Source organism: Cupriavidus sp. IDO (assembly GCF_000812465.1).
Classification (GTDB): Bacteria; Pseudomonadota; Gammaproteobacteria; order Burkholderiales; family Burkholderiaceae; genus Cupriavidus.
This window is the reverse complement of sequence record NZ_JWMA01000029.1, coordinates 36,347-54,928: the sequence shown is the minus strand read 5'-3', so window position 1 is coordinate 54,928 and position 18,582 is coordinate 36,347. Positions and strand designations below refer to the sequence as shown.

18 protein-coding genes are annotated in these 18,582 nt (G+C 67.2%); 9 read left to right on the top strand and 9 right to left on the bottom strand.

What is annotated here, in order from left to right; translation table 11 throughout:
• The first annotated feature begins 95 nt into the window (after positions 1-95).
• Positions 96-908, top strand: coding sequence for an electron transport complex subunit RsxB (gene rsxB / locus RM96_RS09735; protein ID WP_039010166.1), 813 nt, complete (start codon positions 96-98; stop codon positions 906-908).
• Positions 905-1,549, top strand: a complete 645-nt coding sequence (nth, locus tag RM96_RS09730) for an endonuclease III (protein WP_039010165.1) — start codon at positions 905-907, stop codon at positions 1,547-1,549. The genes rsxB and nth overlap by 4 nt, the downstream gene beginning before the upstream one ends.
• A 275-nt stretch (positions 1,550-1,824) precedes the next feature.
• Here the strand turns inward: nth and RM96_RS09725 are convergent, their stop codons facing one another.
• Both RM96_RS09725 and RM96_RS09720 read right to left on the bottom strand, forming a co-directional pair.
• A complete protein-coding gene (locus tag RM96_RS09725) occupies positions 1,825-2,412 on the bottom strand; it encodes a malonic semialdehyde reductase (protein ID WP_039010164.1) in 588 nt (195 codons plus the stop codon).
• An 87-nt stretch (positions 2,413-2,499) separates the two neighbouring features.
• Positions 2,500-3,426: a DMT family transporter gene (locus RM96_RS09720; protein ID WP_039010163.1), complete on the bottom strand. Its 927-nt coding sequence runs from the start codon at positions 3,424-3,426 to the stop codon at positions 2,500-2,502.
• 104 nt (positions 3,427-3,530) lie between these two features.
• Here RM96_RS09720 and RM96_RS09715 point away from each other — a divergent pair, with 104 nt between their 5' ends.
• Positions 3,531-3,962: a DUF1841 family protein gene (locus RM96_RS09715; protein ID WP_039010256.1), complete on the top strand. Its 432-nt coding sequence runs from the start codon at positions 3,531-3,533 to the stop codon at positions 3,960-3,962.
• Between the two features lie 140 nt (positions 3,963-4,102).
• Positions 4,103-5,410 carry a phospholipase A gene (locus RM96_RS09710; protein ID WP_039010162.1) on the top strand — a complete coding sequence of 436 codons (1,308 nt, stop codon included), beginning with the start codon at positions 4,103-4,105 and terminating at the stop codon, positions 5,408-5,410.
• 18 nt (positions 5,411-5,428) lie between these two features.
• Here the strand turns inward: RM96_RS09710 and RM96_RS09705 are convergent, their stop codons facing one another.
• Together RM96_RS09705 and grpE are read right to left on the bottom strand one after the other, a co-directional pair.
• Positions 5,429-5,860 (bottom strand): thioredoxin family protein, encoded by a 432-nt coding sequence (locus tag RM96_RS09705; RefSeq protein WP_039010161.1) that lies wholly within the window; start codon positions 5,858-5,860, stop codon positions 5,429-5,431.
• A 92-nt stretch (positions 5,861-5,952) separates the two neighbouring features.
• Positions 5,953-6,507, bottom strand: a complete 555-nt coding sequence (grpE, locus tag RM96_RS09700) for a nucleotide exchange factor GrpE (RefSeq protein ID WP_039010160.1) — start codon at positions 6,505-6,507, stop codon at positions 5,953-5,955.
• A 274-nt stretch (positions 6,508-6,781) separates the two neighbouring features.
• On the opposite strand from grpE, the gene RM96_RS39305 reads away from it, so the two are divergent.
• The gene (locus RM96_RS39305; RefSeq protein WP_039010159.1) at positions 6,782-6,940 is read left to right on the top strand and encodes a hypothetical protein; all 159 of its coding nucleotides are present in this window, start codon (positions 6,782-6,784) and stop codon (positions 6,938-6,940) included.
• A 60-nt stretch (positions 6,941-7,000) separates the two neighbouring features.
• Here the strand turns inward: RM96_RS39305 and RM96_RS09690 are convergent, their stop codons facing one another.
• From RM96_RS09690 to hrcA, 3 genes are all read right to left on the bottom strand, one after another.
• The gene (locus tag RM96_RS09690; protein ID WP_039010158.1) at positions 7,001-7,396 is read right to left on the bottom strand and encodes an RNA-binding S4 domain-containing protein; all 396 of its coding nucleotides are present in this window, start codon (positions 7,394-7,396) and stop codon (positions 7,001-7,003) included.
• Entirely contained in the window at positions 7,393-8,508 is a 1,116-nt protein-coding gene (gene hemH, locus RM96_RS09685; protein WP_039010156.1) for a ferrochelatase, read from the bottom strand. Before hemH ends, RM96_RS09690 begins: the two co-directional genes overlap by 4 nt.
• 115 nt (positions 8,509-8,623) lie before the next feature.
• Positions 8,624-9,658, bottom strand: a complete 1,035-nt coding sequence (gene hrcA, locus RM96_RS09680; RefSeq protein WP_039010154.1) for a heat-inducible transcriptional repressor HrcA — start codon at positions 9,656-9,658, stop codon at positions 8,624-8,626.
• Between the two features lie 113 nt (positions 9,659-9,771).
• On the opposite strand from hrcA, the gene RM96_RS09675 reads away from it, so the two are divergent.
• From RM96_RS09675 to mprA, 4 genes are all read left to right on the top strand, one after another.
• The gene (locus RM96_RS09675) at positions 9,772-10,689 is read left to right on the top strand and encodes an NAD kinase (RefSeq protein WP_039010152.1); all 918 of its coding nucleotides are present in this window, start codon (positions 9,772-9,774) and stop codon (positions 10,687-10,689) included.
• A 38-nt stretch (positions 10,690-10,727) separates the two neighbouring features.
• Positions 10,728-12,455 (top strand): DNA repair protein RecN, encoded by a 1,728-nt coding sequence (gene recN, locus RM96_RS09670; protein ID WP_039010150.1) that lies wholly within the window; start codon positions 10,728-10,730, stop codon positions 12,453-12,455.
• A gap of 58 nt (positions 12,456-12,513) precedes the next feature.
• Positions 12,514-12,960, top strand: a complete 447-nt coding sequence (locus RM96_RS09665; RefSeq protein ID WP_039010148.1) for a hypothetical protein — start codon at positions 12,514-12,516, stop codon at positions 12,958-12,960.
• A gap of 187 nt (positions 12,961-13,147) precedes the next feature.
• Complete coding sequence (gene mprA, locus RM96_RS09660; RefSeq protein WP_039010147.1) at positions 13,148-14,815, top strand: MprA protease, GlyGly-CTERM protein-sorting domain-containing form; 1,668 nt, start codon at positions 13,148-13,150, stop codon at positions 14,813-14,815.
• 45 nt (positions 14,816-14,860) lie between these two features.
• Here the strand turns inward: mprA and rrtA are convergent, their stop codons facing one another.
• Together rrtA and glnE are read right to left on the bottom strand one after the other, a co-directional pair.
• Positions 14,861-15,496 (bottom strand): rhombosortase, encoded by a 636-nt coding sequence (gene rrtA / locus RM96_RS09655; RefSeq protein WP_039010145.1) that lies wholly within the window; start codon positions 15,494-15,496, stop codon positions 14,861-14,863.
• Entirely contained in the window at positions 15,486-18,485 is a 3,000-nt protein-coding gene (glnE, locus tag RM96_RS09650) for a bifunctional [glutamate--ammonia ligase]-adenylyl-L-tyrosine phosphorylase/[glutamate--ammonia-ligase] adenylyltransferase (RefSeq protein WP_039010143.1), read from the bottom strand. Before glnE ends, rrtA begins: the two co-directional genes overlap by 11 nt.
• Positions 18,486-18,582 lie beyond the last annotated feature (97 nt).

Genomic DNA, 18,582 nt, shown 5'->3' with positions numbered 1-18,582 from the left:
CTTGCGGCGCCACGGCCCGCAGAGGCCAGCCAGGCTTTTGTTGCCCGCATGCTGCCAAGTCCCTCACCAGTTCCTGCCATTTCCTTTCCGTTGTCGTGATTCCCGCCGCCCTGACCCTCGCAGACCGCCTCGAAGCATTGCTGCCGCAAACCCAGTGCACCAAGTGCGGATTTAACGGCTGCCGCCCTTATGCGGAAGCCATGGCCAGTGGCGAGGCCGCCTGCAACCGGTGCCCGCCCGGCGGCGCCGAGGGAATCCGCCGCCTTTCCGCTGCGCTCGGCGTCGAACCGCTGCCGCTGGATCCGGAGCGAGGCATCGAGCAGCCGCGCGCGGTGGCCCGCATTGACGAAAGCCTCTGTATCGGCTGCACGCTCTGCATCCAGGCCTGTCCGGTCGACGCCATCGCCGGCGCGGCCAAGCAGATGCATACCGTGATCCCCGAGCTGTGTACCGGTTGCGACCTGTGCGTGGCGCCCTGCCCGGTCGACTGCATTGCCATGATTCCGGTCACGGGCGAGCGCACCGGCTGGGCCGCGTGGTCGCAGGAGCAGGCCGATGCCGCCCATGCGCGCTACCTGTCCCGCAAGGCGAGGCTGGTTCGCGAGCGCGAGGAAAATGACGCGCGCCTGGCCGCCAAGGCTGCGGCCAAGCTGCAAGCCCTGCAGGCCGAGGCCGCGCAGTCGGACGCCGAACGGGCGGCCCAGGAACGCAAGCGGGCCATCATCCAGGCCGCGATCGAACGCGCCCGCCAGAAGCAGCAGGCCGCCAGGCCGCAAAACACGGAAAATGTCCCGCCCTCGGTGCAGGCGCAGATCGACGCCGCCGAGGCGCGCCGCGCCAAAGCCGGCCTCACGGATAAGGCTGCACCGAAAGACGACAAGACCAACACTCCTCCCGAAGAACAATGAATGCCGCCAAGTGCCGTGCCCTGTTCGAAACCCTGCGTGAAGTCAATCCGGCCCCGACAACCGAACTCGAATACAGCTCCCCGTTTGAACTGCTGATCGCGGTCCTGCTGTCGGCGCAGGCCACCGACGTCGGCGTCAACAAGGCGACACGCAGGCTGTTCCCCGTCGCCCACACGCCGCGGCAGATGCTGGAGCTGGGCGAGGCCGGACTGAGCGAATACATCAAGACCATCGGCCTCTACAAGACCAAGGCCAAACATGTGATCGAGACCTGCCGCATCCTGGTCGAACAGCATGGCGGCAAGGTGCCGCCTGATCGCGCCGCGCTGGAAGCCTTGCCCGGCGTGGGGCGCAAGACGGCCAACGTGGTGCTCAACACCGCGTTCGGCGAGCCGACCATCGCCGTCGATACGCACATCTTCCGCGTCTCGAACCGTACCGGTCTGGCACCCGGCAAGACCGTGCAGATCGTCGAGCAGAAGCTGCTTAAGGTAGTGCCGCCGGAATTCCTCCATGACGCCCACCACTGGCTGATCCTGCATGGCCGCTATGTCTGCAAGGCGCGCAAGCCGGAATGCTGGCACTGCGTGATCGAGCCGCTGTGCGAATACCGCGAGAAGACTGAAGCGCCGCGCGGATGAGTTTGACCGAAAAGAAAAGGTTCTTCACCAGATCGCGGTTCGGGGTTCTTGGATGCTCTGCTGTTTCGCCGGCGTAGCCGGCGACCTACTTTCGGTCGCGCCCGAAAGTAGGTCGCCCCTTCAGGGGCGAAACGGGGCCGTCGACCTCCGACAACGCCAGGCCGCAGCCACTACCCTCAGTAACATCAGCAACGGTCCCCCCCACAAATCACCGAAGTCCCAAAGAAAAGACCCGCCAAAGCGGGTCTTTCATCTTGTGCAGCAATGATCCGCACTCAGACGATACGGCAGGCCTCGTCGAACGACAGGCGCGGGCCGCGCGGGAACAGCTTGTCGGCTTCGCCGTAACCCAGGTTGCACAGGAAGTTGACCGACCATTTGCCGTCGGGGAAGAACGCGGCGTTGACCTTGGCTGCGTCGAAACCGCCCATCGGACCGCAATCGAGGCCCATGGCGCGGGCCGCCAGGATGAAATAGCCGCCTTGCAGCGAGCTGTTCATCAGCGCGTCGCGGGCGATCTTCTCATCGTTGCCTGCATACCAGGAACGCGCGTCGGCGTGCGGGAACAGCTTCGGTAGCTGGTCATGGAATGCGGTGTCGAAGGCGATGATTGCGGTGACCGGGGCGGAACGAGTCTTGTCGGTGTTGCCGGCGGACACGCACTCGACCAGGCGGGCCTTCTCGGCGGCGCTCTTGACGAACACGATCCGGGCCGGGCTGCTGTTCGCCGCGGTCGGGCCGAACTTCATTGCCTCATAGATCTGGTGAAGCACGGCGTCGTCCACGTGACGGTCTTGCCACACGTTGTGCGTGCGGGCCTCGGTGAACAACTGGGCCAGGGCTGCCTGATCGATCTGGGTCATGCGCTCGTTCCTGTACAAAAGTGTAAGAAAACGCGAATTGTACAGAAGGGTCTCCGGCTGTTGCCACAGCCGGTTTGAGCAAGGGATTCAATTCTGTTGCATGTTGCCCTGCGCGCCGGCTCGCCGCGTCAGCCACAGCACGCCGGCCAGAATCAGGCCGCCTCCGACCGCCTGAGCCGCGCCGATATGCTCGCCCAGCAAGACTGCAGCCAGTACTACCGTGACGACTGGCTCCAGCGTCGACAACATCGAAGCCTGCGCCGCACCGAGGCGCTGCAAGCCGGCAAAGAACGTCAGGATCGCCAGCACCGTCGATAGCAGCGCAATGCCCAGCATCGCCAGCCAGCCGCCCGCCGTGGCCGGGAACTGCGGCGGCATGCCGGCCGACCACCGCAGCAGGCTGATCGACCCGTAGACCAGAGCGGCCGCGGTGCAGATCACTGTCGTGGTGGCAATGGCATTGACGCCGGCGGTGACCCGCGCGCCGACGATGATGTAGACCGAATAAATCGCCGCCGCGGCCAGTCCAAGCGCAATGCCGAGCGGGCTGCCCTCGCCGCCGCCCACGGTCAGCCCTGCGCCAAGCGAGCACAGGACCAGCGCCACCACAGCCGCCGTGGTCAGCCGCTCTTTCAGGAAAATTGCCGCCAGAATGGTGACAAACAGGGGGTACAGGTAGAGCAGCAGTGCAACCAGGCTGGCCTGGGCATGGTTGAGCGCCGTAAAGAAGCAGTACGACTGCCCGACATAGCCGATACCACCCATTGCCGCCAGCGCCAGCACGCGCCGCCAGGGCGGCAGCCGGATGCCGCGCGCCCGCATCACGAACGCCAGCGCAATGGCCGCCAGTGCAAAGCGCACCGTCAGCAGGCCGTAGACATCCGCGCCAGCCTCGTAAGCGAATCGGGCAAAAATGGCCATCGCCCCAAACGCACTCGCGGAAAGTGCGATCAGCAGCACACCGACGAACTTGTCGCGCGCGTGATCGGAAAGGGTCGAGGCGGAAACGGTCATTGGCAGGCAATGGGAAAACGAGGATCCCGCATTCTACTGGCCGCTGTGCCTGCCACGCCAACCCGCCAGCGGGGCCGCGCACGGTCGTTTACAATGTCGCCACCATGTTCAATCCCTCACGAGAAGAAGTCCGGCGTTTCTTTTGCGACGCCTGGCAGAAACAGCTTTCGGGCAGTGTCCTGACTCCGCTGGAAGTCATCGCTGTCGACTGGATCGGCGAGCATCCCGAATACCACGCGCTGCTCACCGACACCGAAGGCGCGCTGGCCCAGGACTTTACGCCCGAAGGCGGCGAGACCAACCCGTTCCTGCACCTGGCCATGCACCTGTCGATCTCCGAGCAGGTGTCGATCAACCAGCCGCCCGGCATCCGGCAGGCTTACGAAATGCTGGCGCAGCGGCTGGACTCCCCGCACGAGGCCCAGCATCAGGTCATGGAGTGCCTGGGCGAGATGCTGTGGCAGGCCCAGCGTTCCGGCCTGCCGCCGGACGGCGCGCACTATATCGATTGCGTCAAGCGGCGCGCCGGGCGCTAGTGGACTGATCCCGGCAAGCAGCACGGCAACTGCGTACAAATCGTCACAACCCGCCAGAAGTGACATGGTAGGCTTGTGCGCATTCTCATTTGCCCCCGCCCGCGTCACCAGCCAGGCCCGACGCGGCACGACGCCGATACATGTCCCAGACCACGCTTTCTCGCCGGCGGACGTCAGCACCGCCGACTGGCAAGTCCCTGGCGCTGCTCTGCCTCTCGCTCGTCCTCGCCTGGCCCCTGTCCGGCCAGGCTGCGGTATCGCTGCTGCAGCCGCCCCGGGTCATCGATGGCACGCAGCCGCTGACATTGACGCTGCTGATCAGCGCCGATGTCGGCACGCGCCGCTACCAGGTGCCGGAAACGCTGGAAGTGACTGCCTCCGGCGATCTGCAGGCGCCGCTGAAGCTCGTGCTGCAGCGTGTTGGCGCAGGCCCGTCGATTGTCTATCTGCGCAAGGGCGAGAATCGCACCATCCAGTACACGGCGACGCTGCCGCCGGCCCTGCGCGGCCAGATCCGGCTTGATGCAAGCGGTATTGACGCCGCGCCCGTGCTGGTCACGCTGAACCGGCAGCCGGCGACACCGCCACCGGCGCAGCAAGCCCAACCGGCAACCGTCGCGGCAGCGCCGCAGGCTGAGGCTGCCCAAGCGGCTACGAAAGGCGACAATGCCCCGGTGCCGCTGGTGCCGGTGGCTGCCGCAGGCCAGCCCGCGCCCTCGCCGTCCGACCTGCGCGACAGCGCCCGCCTGTCCTTCCATGACCCGATGTACTTTATCGCCGGCCCGCATGACGGCGCCAATGCGAAGTTCCAGCTGAGCTTCAAGTACCGGATCTTCGAAGGCGAGAATCCGGCCTCGAAACGGCTGATCGACAACCTGTACTTCGCCTATACCCAGTTCTCGCTCTGGGACCTGTCCGAGCAGTCCAAGCCGTTCCGCGATACCAACTACCGCCCCAGCGTCTACTATTACCTGTCGGACACCGGCGTGCATAACCGGACCATCAGCCGGCTGTCGCTGGCGACCGGGCTGGAGCATGAATCCAACGGCCGCAGCGGCGCCGAGTCTCGCAGCATCAACACCGTCTTCTTCAAGCCGACGTTCTATTTCGGCGACCAGAACGACTGGCACTGGCGCGTGGCACCCAAGCTGTACGCCTATCTCGAGAAGAGCGACAACCCCGACATCGCCCACTACCGCGGCTACATGGACCTGGGCATCGCCTATGGCAGGCCGGACTCCTGGGAACTGTCGGCCACCGTGCGCAAGGGAACATGGAAGTGGTACGGCAGCGTCGACGCGCAGCTGACCTACCCGCTGGCGCGCCTGCTGCCCGGAACGGCCGGGTACCTGATGGCCGGCTACTTCATCGGCTACGGCGAGAGCCTGCTCGACTACAACCAGAAGATGCCCTGGCAGTTCCGCATCGGGTACGCGCTGTCGCGCTGACCCGAGAGCCGTTCGCCCTCAGCCCGCCAGCGGCTTGCCGCTGGCCTTCAGCCGTGCGTTCGCCACGGCGGCGGCGAACTGGCCGTGGCCATGCCAGCCGGTCGCGCGCCCGAGCTTCTTGCCGCGATGGAAGAACATGAACACCGGGATGCCGTGCAGGCCGAAGCGCCGGCCCAGCTCCGGGTGCTCGTAGACATTGGCGTGCAGCCAGTGTAGTTCCAGCGCGCGGATCGGCTCGGGATTACCGAGCATCGCCTTCTTCGCCATCTCGCAGTTGAAGCAGTCCAGGCCCCAGAAGAATACGCAGACGAGCGCGTCCCCGGCCTCGGCAATGGCGGCGTCGATCGAAGCCGGATCCACCTGCCGCATGCCGAACGCCTCAAAAGCCCGGTAATCAAGGTGCGGAGCCGGGCCGTCGTTTGCGGCGCCGGCAGCTGGTTCGCTGGACATGGCTTGACTCCGGAAAGCAAAAGACGCCCGGGCCGTCAGGCGCCGGGCGTCTCATCGTGACAGATCCGGCCAGGCCGGATTGCGATTGCGGCTTACTTGGGCGCCGACACCGTCACCAGCGCCGGGCGCAGCACGCGGTCGGCAATGGTGTAACCGCGCTGGAGCACGTTCACCACGGTGTTGGGTTCCTGCTCCGATGGCACCATCGAGATGGCCTGGTGGCGGTGCGGGTCGAACTTCTCGCCCACCGGGTTCAGTTCGACGATCTTGCCGCGCTCGAAGGCGGCTGCAAGCTGGCGGGCGGTGAGTTCCACGCCTTCGCGCAGCTTGGCGATATCGCCCGAGCCGTCGGCCAGCGCTGCCTGCAGGCTGTCCATCACCGGCAGCAGGTTGTCGGCAAAGTTTTCGATGGCGAACTTGTGGGCCTTGGTGACATCTTCCTGCGCGCGGCGACGGATGTTTTCGCCTTCGGCGACGGCACGCACATACAACTCATAGTTCTCGCGTGCCTTGGCTTCCAGCGCCGCCAGCTGGGCGGCCACGTCCTCCACGGCAGCATTTTCGGCCGGCTGGGCCGCTGCGTTGGTCGCCTCTTCGCCGGCCGGCGTAGGCGTCGTAGTGGATGGCGTCTGCTTCTGTTCTTCCATGTCGATCCGTATCAATTCATTGTCGCGGCCAGCCTGGAATTGGGCCGCGGGTGGTAAATCGGCGTGAGTAAGGGGCACTTGGAGGCAACCGGCCCGATTTCAAGAGTGGCCATCTGGAGACGTGGAAACACAAGGTTACAAACACTCGCTATATGCAATGGACCGCTTATTGCTTTGTTGCACCGCACTCACTAACATTCTTCTTAAGAAAAATGACAAAAATACCGGGGGCTTGGAGATGGTTCACTTCTGTGCATCTTCCGAAGGGTTAGCCATGCATAAGCTGCCTGTCCTGACGCTCTGCCTGCTTGCCGCCTTGTCGGTCATGACGGTGTTCATCTGCCTGTCCGGCGCGTTCACTCCGCGCGATACCGAGTATGGCAGCGGCAAGGCCGTGTTCAAGCACTACATCGTCCCCATCGTCAGCCAATAAGTACCGCCGACACCCCAGCGCGGCTGCTCCGGCATGGCCGGGGCAGCCGCGTCGTCATTTTCAGCCCTTGAAATCGTCAATGCGACGCCGGTCGCGCTTGGTTGGCCGTCCCTGCAACTGCGAAGCCGGCTCGGGCTGGTAGCGGCGCCGCTCGCTTTCGGCCTGGCGCCGCGTCTGGCTTTCCGCGGTCTCGGCATAGAGCGTCTGTGCGACCGACGCCGAGCCCCGCGCCGGTGCGATGCCCTTCACGACCACCTCCCAGCGCTGCTGGTGCGCCTCGATCGCGACCGTATCGCCCGGCCGCACCTCGCGCGAGTTCTTGCAGGCCTGCCCGTTTACCGTGACCTTGCCACGGTCGACTGCCTCGGCTGCCAGCGAGCGGGTCTTGAAGAAGCGCGCGCACCACAGCCATTTGTCGATCCGCAGGCGGGCATCCGGCTCAAAACTGACGTTCATGCGGCGGCTCCCCGGGCCTGGGCGCGCGAGCGCCTCGCCTCCAGTTCGTGCGGATGCGGCGCACTGAGCGGCCAGCCCTGGACGTGCTGCAGGCCGATCTCGGCCAGCCCCGCAATCCAGGGCGCCGAGTCGTTCATGCACGGAATGAAGTGAAATTCCTTGCCGCCCGCGACTTTGAACTCGGTCTGCCCTTCCATTGCGATTTCTTCCAGCGTTTCGATGCAGTCGGCGGGAAAGCCCGGACAGAACACGTCGACGCGGCCGGTTCCTACCTTGCCCAGTTCCGCCAAGGTCGGCGCCGTATAGGGCTGAAGCCATTCGGCCTTGCCAAAACGAGACTGAAACGTCACCTGATACTGCCCCGACTGCAAACCGAGCGCTTCACCGAGCATGCGGCCAGTCTTCAGGCATTCGCAATGATACGGATCACCAAGCTCGAACGTGCGCCGCGGCACGCCGTGGAAAGACAGGATCAGCTTGTCGCCGCGCGCGAAGTCCGGCATGCCGTGCTGCGCCCAGTAAGCGCCAACCTGCTGGTGCAGCGCCGAGATATAGGCCGGATGATCGTGGAAATGCTTGACCAGGCGCAGTTCCGGCTGGTTGCGCCACTGGCCGAGCACGCGGAAGACCTCGTCGAATGCCGTCGCGGTAGTGGTGCCCGAGAACTGGGGGTACATCGGCAGCACCAGGATATGCTCGGTGCCCTGCCGGCGCAGCGCCTCCAGCACCGAGGCGATCGACGGGTTGCCGTACCGCATCGCGCACGCCACGGTCACCTCGTGCCCCTGCTGGCTCAGCAGCCGCTGCAGGGCGTGGGCCTGCCGCTCGCTGTACACAAGCAGCGGCGAACCCGTCATATGTGCCTCGCGCAGCCAGATCGACTCGTACTTGAGGGCCGACGCGCGCGAGCGCAGCGGCAGGATCACGCCGTGCAGCAGCGGCAGCCAGGCCGCGCGCGGGATCTCCACCACGCGGGGATCCGACAGGAATTCCTTCAGGTAGCGCCCTACTGCCTTGGGCGTGGGCGCGTCTGGCGTACCGAGGTTGACCAGCAGGATCGCCGTGCGCGGCGCCTGGCCGTGCTGGTAGGCCGGTTCGGGAGAAAACGTCATGTCGCTTCCGGTGTGGCGGGGCGGCCGACCGCAAGCGGTCCGGCGCGCCGGGTATCGCCGGGCTTCAGGGAAATGCAGTAAGCGCTTGTCTGACCCGCCAGCCGCACCACTGGTTCTAGTTCTGGCTGAGCGCGCTGGACAGCAGCCGCGCCGTGATGTCGACGATCGGAATGACCCGCTCGTAGGCCATGCGGGTCGGGCCGATCACGCCCAGGGTGCCAACGATCTGGCCGTCGACTTCGTAGGGCGCGGTGATGACCGCCATGTCTTCCAGCGGCACCAGCTGGCTTTCGCCGCCGATGAAGATCTGCACGCCCTGCGCGTGGCTGGAGACATCGAGCAGCTGCAGCAGGCTGGTCTTGTGCTCGAAGACATCGAACAGCTTGCGCAGCTTGTCCATGCTGGAGGCCAGGTCTTCCACCTCCAGCAGCTTGCGTTCGCCGCTGATAAAGACGTGATCGTCCTCCTCGGCCATGGCGCTGCTGCCGGCCTCGACGGTGGCCTGCATCAGCTGGGACATGTCGCGGCGCAGATCCTGCAGTTCCACCCGCAGGTGGCCGCGCACGGTGTCGAAGCTCATGCCGGCATAGTGCGAATTGAAGAAATTCGCTGCCTCGATCAGCTGGGCGGGCGTGTACGGCAGTTCGGTCTGGATGATGCGGTTCTGCACATCGCCTTCCGGGCTGACGATGATCAGCAGGATGCGCTTGTCCGACAGCCGCATGAACTCGATCTGGCGGAACGACTGCGTGCGCCTCGGCGTCATCACCACGCCGGCAAAGTGCGACAGGTTCGACAGCGTGTGCGCCGCCGCCGTGATCATGCGCTGTGGCCCCAGTTGCTGCCCGGCGAGCTGCCCCTGGATCTGGCCGGTCAGTTCGGCCAGGCTGGCGCCACGATCGAGCGGCTTGGCCGTCAGCATGCTGTCGACGAACAGGCGATACCCGCGCGGCGTCGGAATCCGGCCGGCCGAGGTATGCGGGCTGGAGATAAAGCCCATTTCCTCCAGATCGGACATCACATTGCGAATGGTCGCCGGCGACAGGTCGAGCCCGGAGTACTTGGACAGGGTCCGCGAGCCCACCGGCTGCCCTTCGGCGATGTAGCGCTCGATCAGAGTCTTGAGCAGCGTTTTGGAACGTTCATCCATGATGCCCCGATTTTACGCAAGTTTTACCGCTTCGGGCGGCCGGCCATGGCTGGGCCGGAAACGCCGGCGGCCGTTTGCTGACAACGGTCATAACCGTATGGTCTAATCCCGGCATGTCCGCCCCCCCAAAGCCCAGCGCCTCGCGCACCCCTTACCAGACCGTTGCCCTGGTGGGCAGGCACTCGACCGCCGGCATCGAAGGCCCGCTGGAGGAGATCGCCTCGACCATCCTGAGGAACGGACAGGATGTCGTGTTCGAGCGCGAAACCGCGCTGGCCACCGGGCTGACCGACTACCCGGCGCTGTCGCCGGAGGAAATCGGCAAGCAGGCCGACGTGGCCGTGGTCCTCGGCGGCGACGGCACCCTGCTCGGCATCGCGCGCCAGCTGGCCGGCTATGACGTGCCGCTGATCGGCGTGAACCACGGCCGGCTGGGCTTCATGACCGACATCCCGCTGGAAGAAGTGCAATCGGTGCTGCCGGACATGCTGGCCGGCGCGCACGAGGCCGAGACCCGGCTACTGCTCGAATCGCGCGTGATCCGCGACGATGGCGTGATCTTCTCCGCGCTGGCCCTGAACGATGTGGTGGTCAACCGCTCCGGCATTTCCGGGATGGTGGAGCTGGCGGTGTCGGTGGACGGCAACTTCATGTACAACCAGCGCTCCGACGGCCTGATCGTCTCGACCGCGACGGGTTCGACCGCCTACGCGCTGTCCGCCGGCGGGCCGATCCTGCATCCGACGCTGTCCGGCCTGGTGCTGGTCCCGATCGCCCCGCACGCGCTGTCGAACCGTCCGATTGTCCTGCCGCACGACGCTGAGGTCACCATCGAGGTGGCCACCGCGCGCGACGCCAGCGTCAACTTCGACATGCAGTCGCTGACCTCGCTGCTGCCGGGCGACCGCATCGTCGTGCGCCGTTCGGCCAAGACTATCAAACTGCTGCACCCGGTCGGCTACAACTACTACGCCACGCTGCGCAAGAAGCTGCACTGGCACGAGTACCCGACCGAAGACAATCGCCTCTGAAGCGCCCCGCAACTGACTGACTCCACCCGCCCGCCACGATGCTGCGCAGCCTGTCCATCCGCGATTTCGTCATTGTCGACACGCTCGACCTGGACTTCTCCTCCGGCTTTACTGTCTTCACCGGCGAAACCGGCGCCGGCAAGTCGATCCTGATCGATGCCCTGGCGCTCGTGCTCGGCGAGCGGGCCGATGCCGGCGTGGTCCGCGAAGGCGCGGCGCGCGCCAGCGTCAGCGCCACCTTCTCCACCCACCCCGCCCTGGACGCATGGCTGGCCGAACGCGAGCTGAGCGGCGAGGACGACGACGGCGGCCGCACCGTGCTGCTGCGCCGGACCGTCGATGCCGGCGGCCGCAGCAAGGCCTTTATCAACGGCGCCGCCGCCACGCTCGCGCAACTGCGCGAAGTGGGCGACCAGCTGGTCGACATCCACGGCCAGCATGCCCACCAGCTGCTGCTGCGACCCGACGCCCAGCGCCTGCTGTTCGACGCCCACGCCGGGCTGACCCAGCAGGCCGGCGCGGTGGCCGAGGCCTGGCGTGCCTGGCGCGCCTGCGTGCGCCAGCGCGAGGCGGTCGAGCACCAGTCGCGCGAGATGCAGCTCGAACGCGAGCGGCTCGAATGGCAGGTGGGCGAGCTCGACAAGCTGAACCCGCAGCCCGGCGAGTGGGACGAGATCCAGTCCGAATACAACCGCCTGTCGCACGCGGCCGGACTGATCGACGGCAGCCGCGCCGCGCTCGACGCCCTGTCCGAAGCCGATGGCTCGGTGCTGTCGGCGCTCAACACGATCGTGCACCGGCTGCAGCAGCTGGTCGATGTCGATCCGGCGCTGCGCGACGTGCTGGCCGCGCTGGAACCGGCGCAGTTGCAGGCCGAAGAAGCCGCGCACTCGCTGACGCGCTATGTCGACCGGCTCGAACTCGATCCCGAGCGCCTGCAGACCGTCGAGGAACGCATGCAGGCGCTGCATGCCACCGCGCGCAAGTACCGCCTGCCGCCCGAGCAGCTGGCCGATGAGCTGATCGCCCTCCGCCAGCAGCTTGACGACCTGCAGGCCGCGCAGGACCTGAACAAGGTGATGGCCCGCGAAGCCGCCGCCCGCGCCGCCTACCTGACCCTGGCCCAGCACCTGAGCCACGCCCGCAAGGAAGCAGCCGACCTGCTCTCCGCCGCCGTTACCGAGGCGATGCAGGGCCTGTCGATGGCAGGCGGCAGCTTCGTGGTGGCACTCAACCAGCTGGACGAGGGCCAGAGCTTCGGACTGGAGCAGATCGAATTCCTCGTCGCCGGCCATGCCGGCGTCACCGCCCGGCCGCTGGCGCGGGTCGCTTCCGGTGGCGAACTGGCGCGGATCAGCCTGGCTATCTCGGTCATCACCAGCGAAGCCTCGCCCACGCCGACACTGATCTTCGACGAAGTCGACACCGGCATCGGCGGCGCAGTCGCTGAGGTGGTGGGCCGTCGTCTGCAGGAACTGGGCCGCGCGCGCCAGGTGCTGTGCGTGACCCACCTGCCGCAGGTCGCGGCGCAGGCTGGCAGCCACCTGCTGGTCAGCAAGGAAACCACCGGCGACGCCGCGGCATCCGTCACGCGCTCGCGCATCCGCGCGCTCGACGCCGCCGGCCGCGTGGTGGAGACCGCGCGCATGCTCGGCGGCGCAACCGTCACTGCCACCACCCTGCAACATGCCGAAGAGATGCTGGCGCAGGGCGCGCGCGCCGCAGGCGGCAAGGAAGGCCGCCGCGCACGCCGCGTCGCCAGCTGAGGACACGGCGCTGGACGCCCCCCGGCAAGCTTTCCACGAATTCAAAGGAGCCTTACCCATGACCCGCCATTTGCCGCCATCCGGAAGCCGGCGCAGGCCCGCACTCCGATCCGTTGTGGCAATCAGCGCTGCCGCCGGGCTGGCGCTGATTGCCCTGACGGGCTGCCAGGCCCAGGCCGGGGCATCGGCCCCGCCCACGGGCAGCATCAGCGCCGATCGCGCACTGGGCGACATCATGGTCCGCTTCACGCCGCCCGCGGTGAATATGTCGGAAGACGCGGGCCGCCTGCTGGCAGGCATCGAAGGTCCGATCCGCTTCGTGGTGAAGCGTCCGATGTCCGGTGGCGTCTGGCTGGTCACGGCCATCACGCCGTCGGCCGATGCCACGCTGGACCAGGCCGTCGCCACGCTGCGCGCCGCGCCTCGCATTGAAACGGCCGAGCCGGACCGCGTGATCAAGCCCAACCGGACCATTCCCACCTCCCGGGACATGCCGCCGAACTGAGGTCGGAAGCCGGATTGCCGGGCAGCAGGATCGCCGTTTAACCGGCGAGGTGCTCCCGGCGGTACCCAGGGTCTAAACCTTCGGTACCCCTTGCACATTCGGGCCGGATCGTATTCGCTACATAGCAGCGCCCGAAACGGGCTGCGACGCCACCCGGCACAGGTCCGGGCGCCATCAGGAGGAATGCATGCCGCACTCTGCGCAGTCCGTCTTCCGCAATTTCCTGGTCTGTCGCCGCGCATGGCGTGCCGTCGTGCTTGCCACCGCCGCGGCCTCATCGATGGCCATGGCGCCGCCCGCCGCGGCCGCACCAGAGGCGCGCCCTGCCCCGGCCTATACCGGCAATGTCATCGTGCGCTGGCGTGATGCCAACGGCTCAGCAGCTTCGGGAGCCGCCATGCCTGCCGCCAGCATGGCCAGCGCCGCCGCCGACGATCAGGATGACCGCATCCGGCGCGTGCGCGAGAACACCGGCATTGGCCTGTCGGTCAGGCGTTCCATGGCCGGCAACATGCAGCTGATGAGCGTGCCTTATGGTTCCGGCACCGATCCGGAAGCCGTGGCGGCAAAGCTGCGCCAGGACCCGCGCGTGGCCGACGCCGTGCCGGACCGCTGGCTGCACCTGCATGACACCGTACCCAACGATCCGGATTTCAGCATCAACCAGCCCTACATGATGGGACCGGCCACCGTGGCCGGCGGCGCCAACCTACCGCGCGCCTGGGACCGGACGCAGGGCAGCAGCGGGATCGTGATCGCCGTGCTCGACACCGGCTACCTGCCGCACCCGGACCTGGCCGCAAGGCTGGTGCCGGGCTATGACTTCATCAGCAATACCACCATCTCCAACGATGGTGACGGGCGTGACAGCGATCCCACCGACGCAGGCGACAACGTCCCCGCCGGTTTCACTTGCCCGGGCAGTACCACGCCCACCACGACTGCCACGTCCAACAGCTGGCACGGCACTCGCGTAGCGAGTGTACTGGGCGCCATCACGAACAACGGCCGCGATATCGCCGGCGTCGACTGGAATGCCCGCATCCAGCCGGTGCGCGTTTCGGGACGCTGCGGAGCACTGTTGTCCGATACCGTGGACGGCATGCGCTGGGCCGGCGGCATAGCGGTGCCGGACGCGCCGCCCAATCCTACTCCGGCGCGCATCGTCAACATCAGCCTTGGGGGCGGCACCTGCTCGAGTATCGAGCAGCAGGCCATCAACGACCTGACTGCGCGCGGCGTGGTCGTGGTTGCCGCCGCCGGCAACAACCGGGGCGCGGTCGAAGCGCCGGCTGACTGCACCGGCGTGATTTCGGTCACCGCCAACGCCAATGACGGCGAGAACGCCAGCTACGCCAATGTCGGGCCGCAGGTCACCATCAGCGCCCCGGGTGGCGGCTGCGGCAATTCGAAGGTACTGAACGGAAAGTGTACGGTCGCACCGTCGTTCATCCGCACGCTGAGCAACGACGGCACGACGTCCCAGGGCGCGTACGTGGTCACGTCATCGCAGGGCACCAGCTTTGCGGCGCCGATGGTGTCGGGCGTTGTGGCGCTGATGCTGGCCGTCACGCCCTCGCTGACTCCGGCGCAGGTCACCACGGGCCTGAAGAGCTCGGCCCGCCCCCATCCGCCCGGCACTTATTGCACCATCAATCCCGGCGTCTGCGGCGCCGGCCTGCTCGATGCCGACGGGGCACTGACCGCAGCCGCTTCGCCCGCGCTGACGGCGCCGGCGCCCGCAACGACATCAAGCGGAGGTGGCGGCGGTGGCGGAGGCGCGGTGGCCCTCTGGTCGGCGCTTCTGCTGGCAGTCAGTGGCCTGGTGACGTTCACGCTGCGCCGCAGGCGCTAGTGGACCAGGGCCGCCGGCAGCGCGTCTCACGGCCAGACGGCGACATCAAGGCGCATCGGCCGCATCCGGGCCGCCGCCGGCTCGGCCGCGCCACCATTCCTGGAGCACCCAGCAGACCAGCCCCGCGACCGCCCCAGTTGCGTGCGCGGCGCGAACCACCCCGAATCCCCACGACGGCTCGAACACGATTGGCGCCAGCCACGACTGCTCCAGCCAGACCTTGACCAGCACGCCCAGGCTCAGCAGTACGCCGATCACGCGCGACAGTCCTGCGCCACGCAGCAGCGTCAGCGCCCCCCATAGTGCCAGCCCGTGCAATGCGCCGGAAAGTCCGCCATACCAGCCCACGGCGGAGACGCGCAGCAGGGCAATCTGCGCCGCGACGCCGCAGATCAGAAGCACCAGCAGCATGTCGCGTGCGCGCGCTTCGCGCCCGGCCAGCAGCAACAGGCCGGCCGCGGCGCAGGCATCGGCCAGCCAGTGGCGCCAGCCGAGGTGGGCCCACATCGCGCTCAGCAAGCGCCACCACTCGTGGTCCGTGCGCACGGCGTCGCGCAGGAAAAGGCCGTGCGCATGCAGCCACGGCACAAAGGTGAAGAGGGCCGACAGCGCCCATACCGCCGCAATCGCGGCCAGCACGCCCGGCCAGGTCGCACCGGTGCGACGGCGCTCAGGCGTCACCGAACACGGCCCGCCACAGACCGCGCACGTGCGCGGTCTGCTCCGCCACCGAAGCGTGCGGCAGCCGCGCCTGGTCCTTGCCGTCCAGCCGCAGCTTGTGCTGGCGGGCACGAAACAGCCGGTAGGCATCGCCGACCGCGATTGCCAGCCCCGCATCGATCAGGCCCAGCTCACCCGCTTCGCGCAGCAGCGCGATATTGCCGGCATTGCGCGTCAGTTGCGGATGCGCACGGCTGTGCAAGAGCACCAGGTACTGCACGGTGAACTCGATATCGACCATGCCGCCGCGGTCGTGCTTGAGGTCGAACAGCTCGGTCTGGTTGGGATGACCTTCGGCCACCTTGAGACGCATCTGCGCGATGTCGTCGCGCAGGGTGACGGGGTCGCGCGCCTGCCTCAGAATCTCGTCGCGCAGCGCCTCGAAACGCACGCCGATCTCCGCATCGCCCGCGCAGAAGCGCGCTCGCGTGAGGGCCTGGTGCTCCCAGACCCACGCCGTGTTGTCGCCCTCGCGCAGCTGGTAGCGGCGGAACGCGTCGAAGCTCGTCACCAGCAAGCCGGCGGCGCCGTTGGGACGCAGGCGGGTGTCGACGTCGAACAACATGCCCGCGGCGGTATGGCTGGTCAGCCAGGTGATGAGCCGGCGCGCATAGGCGGCATAGACTTCCGGCGCACGCTCGTGCTCATCGTCATACAGAAAGATGATGTCGAGGTCCGACGCATAGCCAAGCTCCTTGCCGCCGAGCCGGCCATAGGCAATCACGGCAAAGCGTGGCTGCTCGCGGTGGCGCGTGGCCAGCTGGCGCCAGACCGTTTCCAGCGTGACTTCCAGCATCGCATCGGCCAGGTCCGACAGCCGGTCGGCCACCTGCTCCACCGTCAGCAAGCCCTGCAGATCCTGCAGCAGCACGCGGAAGGTCTCGGCATGGTGCTCGCGGCGCAGCACATCCATCTGCTGCTCGATCTGGCCATCGACCGCCAGCAGTTTTTCGGACAGGCGCTTGCGGAAGGCCTGCCAGTCCGGTGCGTCGACCAGGGCGTCGCTGTCGAGCAGTTCGTCGAGCAGTTGCGGGTGGCGCGTCAGGTAATCCGCGGCCCAGCGCGAGGCGTGCAGGGTCTGGGCCACGCGGTCCATCGCCTGCGGATACTCGGATAGCAGCGACAGGTAGGAAGCGCGCCGGATGATCGCATCGAGAAAATCCACGAAGCGCGTGATGGTGCTGTCCGCATCGTCCTGCCTGGCCGCGAGATCGAGCGCGCGGTTGACCAGCTGGTCGAAGCGCACGCGGCTGGATTCGGACAAGGCGCGATAGCGCAGCGACGTGGCGATCGCGCGCAGGCGGTCATAGAGCCCGGCACAGTCGGTGAAACCGGCGGCCTGCAATCGCTGGCAAGGCGTGGAGTCGTCGGCGTCTTCGGGATCGCTCTGGTCCGGGCCTTCGCGCTGGGTGCGGGCGGCCTGCTGCTCTTCCAGCACCAGGCCCGGCCACAAGGCCTCGCATGGCGCAGCGTCGGGGTCGGAAAAGGTGGCTTCGAACTGCTGGGCCACCGGGTCCTGCAGCGCCGCCAGCTTTGCGGTGAGCGCCGGCCAGTCGGCGCAGCCCATCATCCGGGCCACGGCCAGCTGTTCTTCGGCGGAAGTCGGCAGGTGATGCGTCTGCGCGTCGTCGCGATACTGCAGCCGGTGTTCGAGCTGGCGCAGGAAGCGATACGCGTCCGCCAGCTGGGCGGCCTGCCCGGCCGGCAGCAGCCCGCGCTCCACCGCGACGGCCAGCACTTCCAGCGTGGGGCGCACGCGCAGCGCCGGGTCCTGCCCGCCGCGGATCAGCTGGAAGACCTGCGCCATGAATTCGATCTCGCGGATGCCGCCGCGGCCGAGCTTGATATTGAACGAGCGCTGGTTGACGCCGTGCCCCGCCAGCCCGCCGCTGCGCTTGGCGGCTTCGCTGCGGATCTGCGCGTGCAGCGAGCGGATGGCGGCGATCACGCCGTAGTCGAGGTAGCGCCGGAAGATGAACGGCGTGGTCAGCCGCGACAGCAACGATGCCGTGCGCTGGGCGTGCGGGGTGTCGAGCGCCGACACCACGCGCGCCTTGATCCAGGCATAGCGTTCCCACTCGCGGCCCTGCACCACCAGGTACTCTTCCAGCATGCCCAGGCTGCACACCAGCGGCCCGGCATCGCCGTTGGGGCGCAGGCGCATGTCGACGCGGAAGACGTAACCGTCCCCGGTCACGTCCGCCAGCAGGTTGATCAGGCGCCGGCCAAGGCGGATGAAGTACTCCTGGTTGGACAGGCTGCGCTGCCCGCCCTGGGTATCGCCGTCGTCGTCATAGAGGAAGATCAGGTCGATGTCGGACGAGACATTGAGCTCCCGCCCGCCGAGCTTGCCCATGCCGACCACCACCAGCTCCTGCAACTCGCCGTCCTGCGCGCCAACCGGCCGGCCATAGGTAGCGGCCATGTCGTCGCCCAGCATCGCCAGGCCATACTGGATCGACAGTTCGGCAAGATCGGTCATGGCGCCGGTGACTTCGGCCAGCGTCGCGTCGCCGCGCAGGTCGCGCTCGATCACCACGCACATCACCTCGGCACGCAGCCGGCGCAGCGCGCGCTTGACCGCCTCTTCGGCATCGGCCGAGGGCTCGTGCAGGACCTTCAGCCTGGCTTCCATCCAGGCGCGCGAAAGCGGTTGGCCAAGCGCGTCCGCCACGATGCCGGGAAGCTCCGGCCGGGCCTGCAGCATGCGCCGTGCATAGTGCGAATACGCTGCCGAGTACAATACGTGGCCACCGCAATCCGACGGGGCCAGAGCCTCGGCTACGGTTGTGGCGAAGGCGCCGCTAGCCATGCCGCCCAGCGCCTGGTTCGCAGCGCCGCCAGCCGCCACCTCTGCCTTGCCGTCCGGAGCCACGGGTGTGGTGCCGGCGCCATGTTGGATTGCGGCGATCGTGCCCGCGGCGGAACTCGTCGGATCTGAGGCAGTCATTCCAGTAACTTGAAATGCGAGAACAGGTAGGTGCGGTCCGTGCGTAAGTCCTGTTGCACGTTGTATTTCTTTGACCCCGCACCGGATTGGAGAGCGG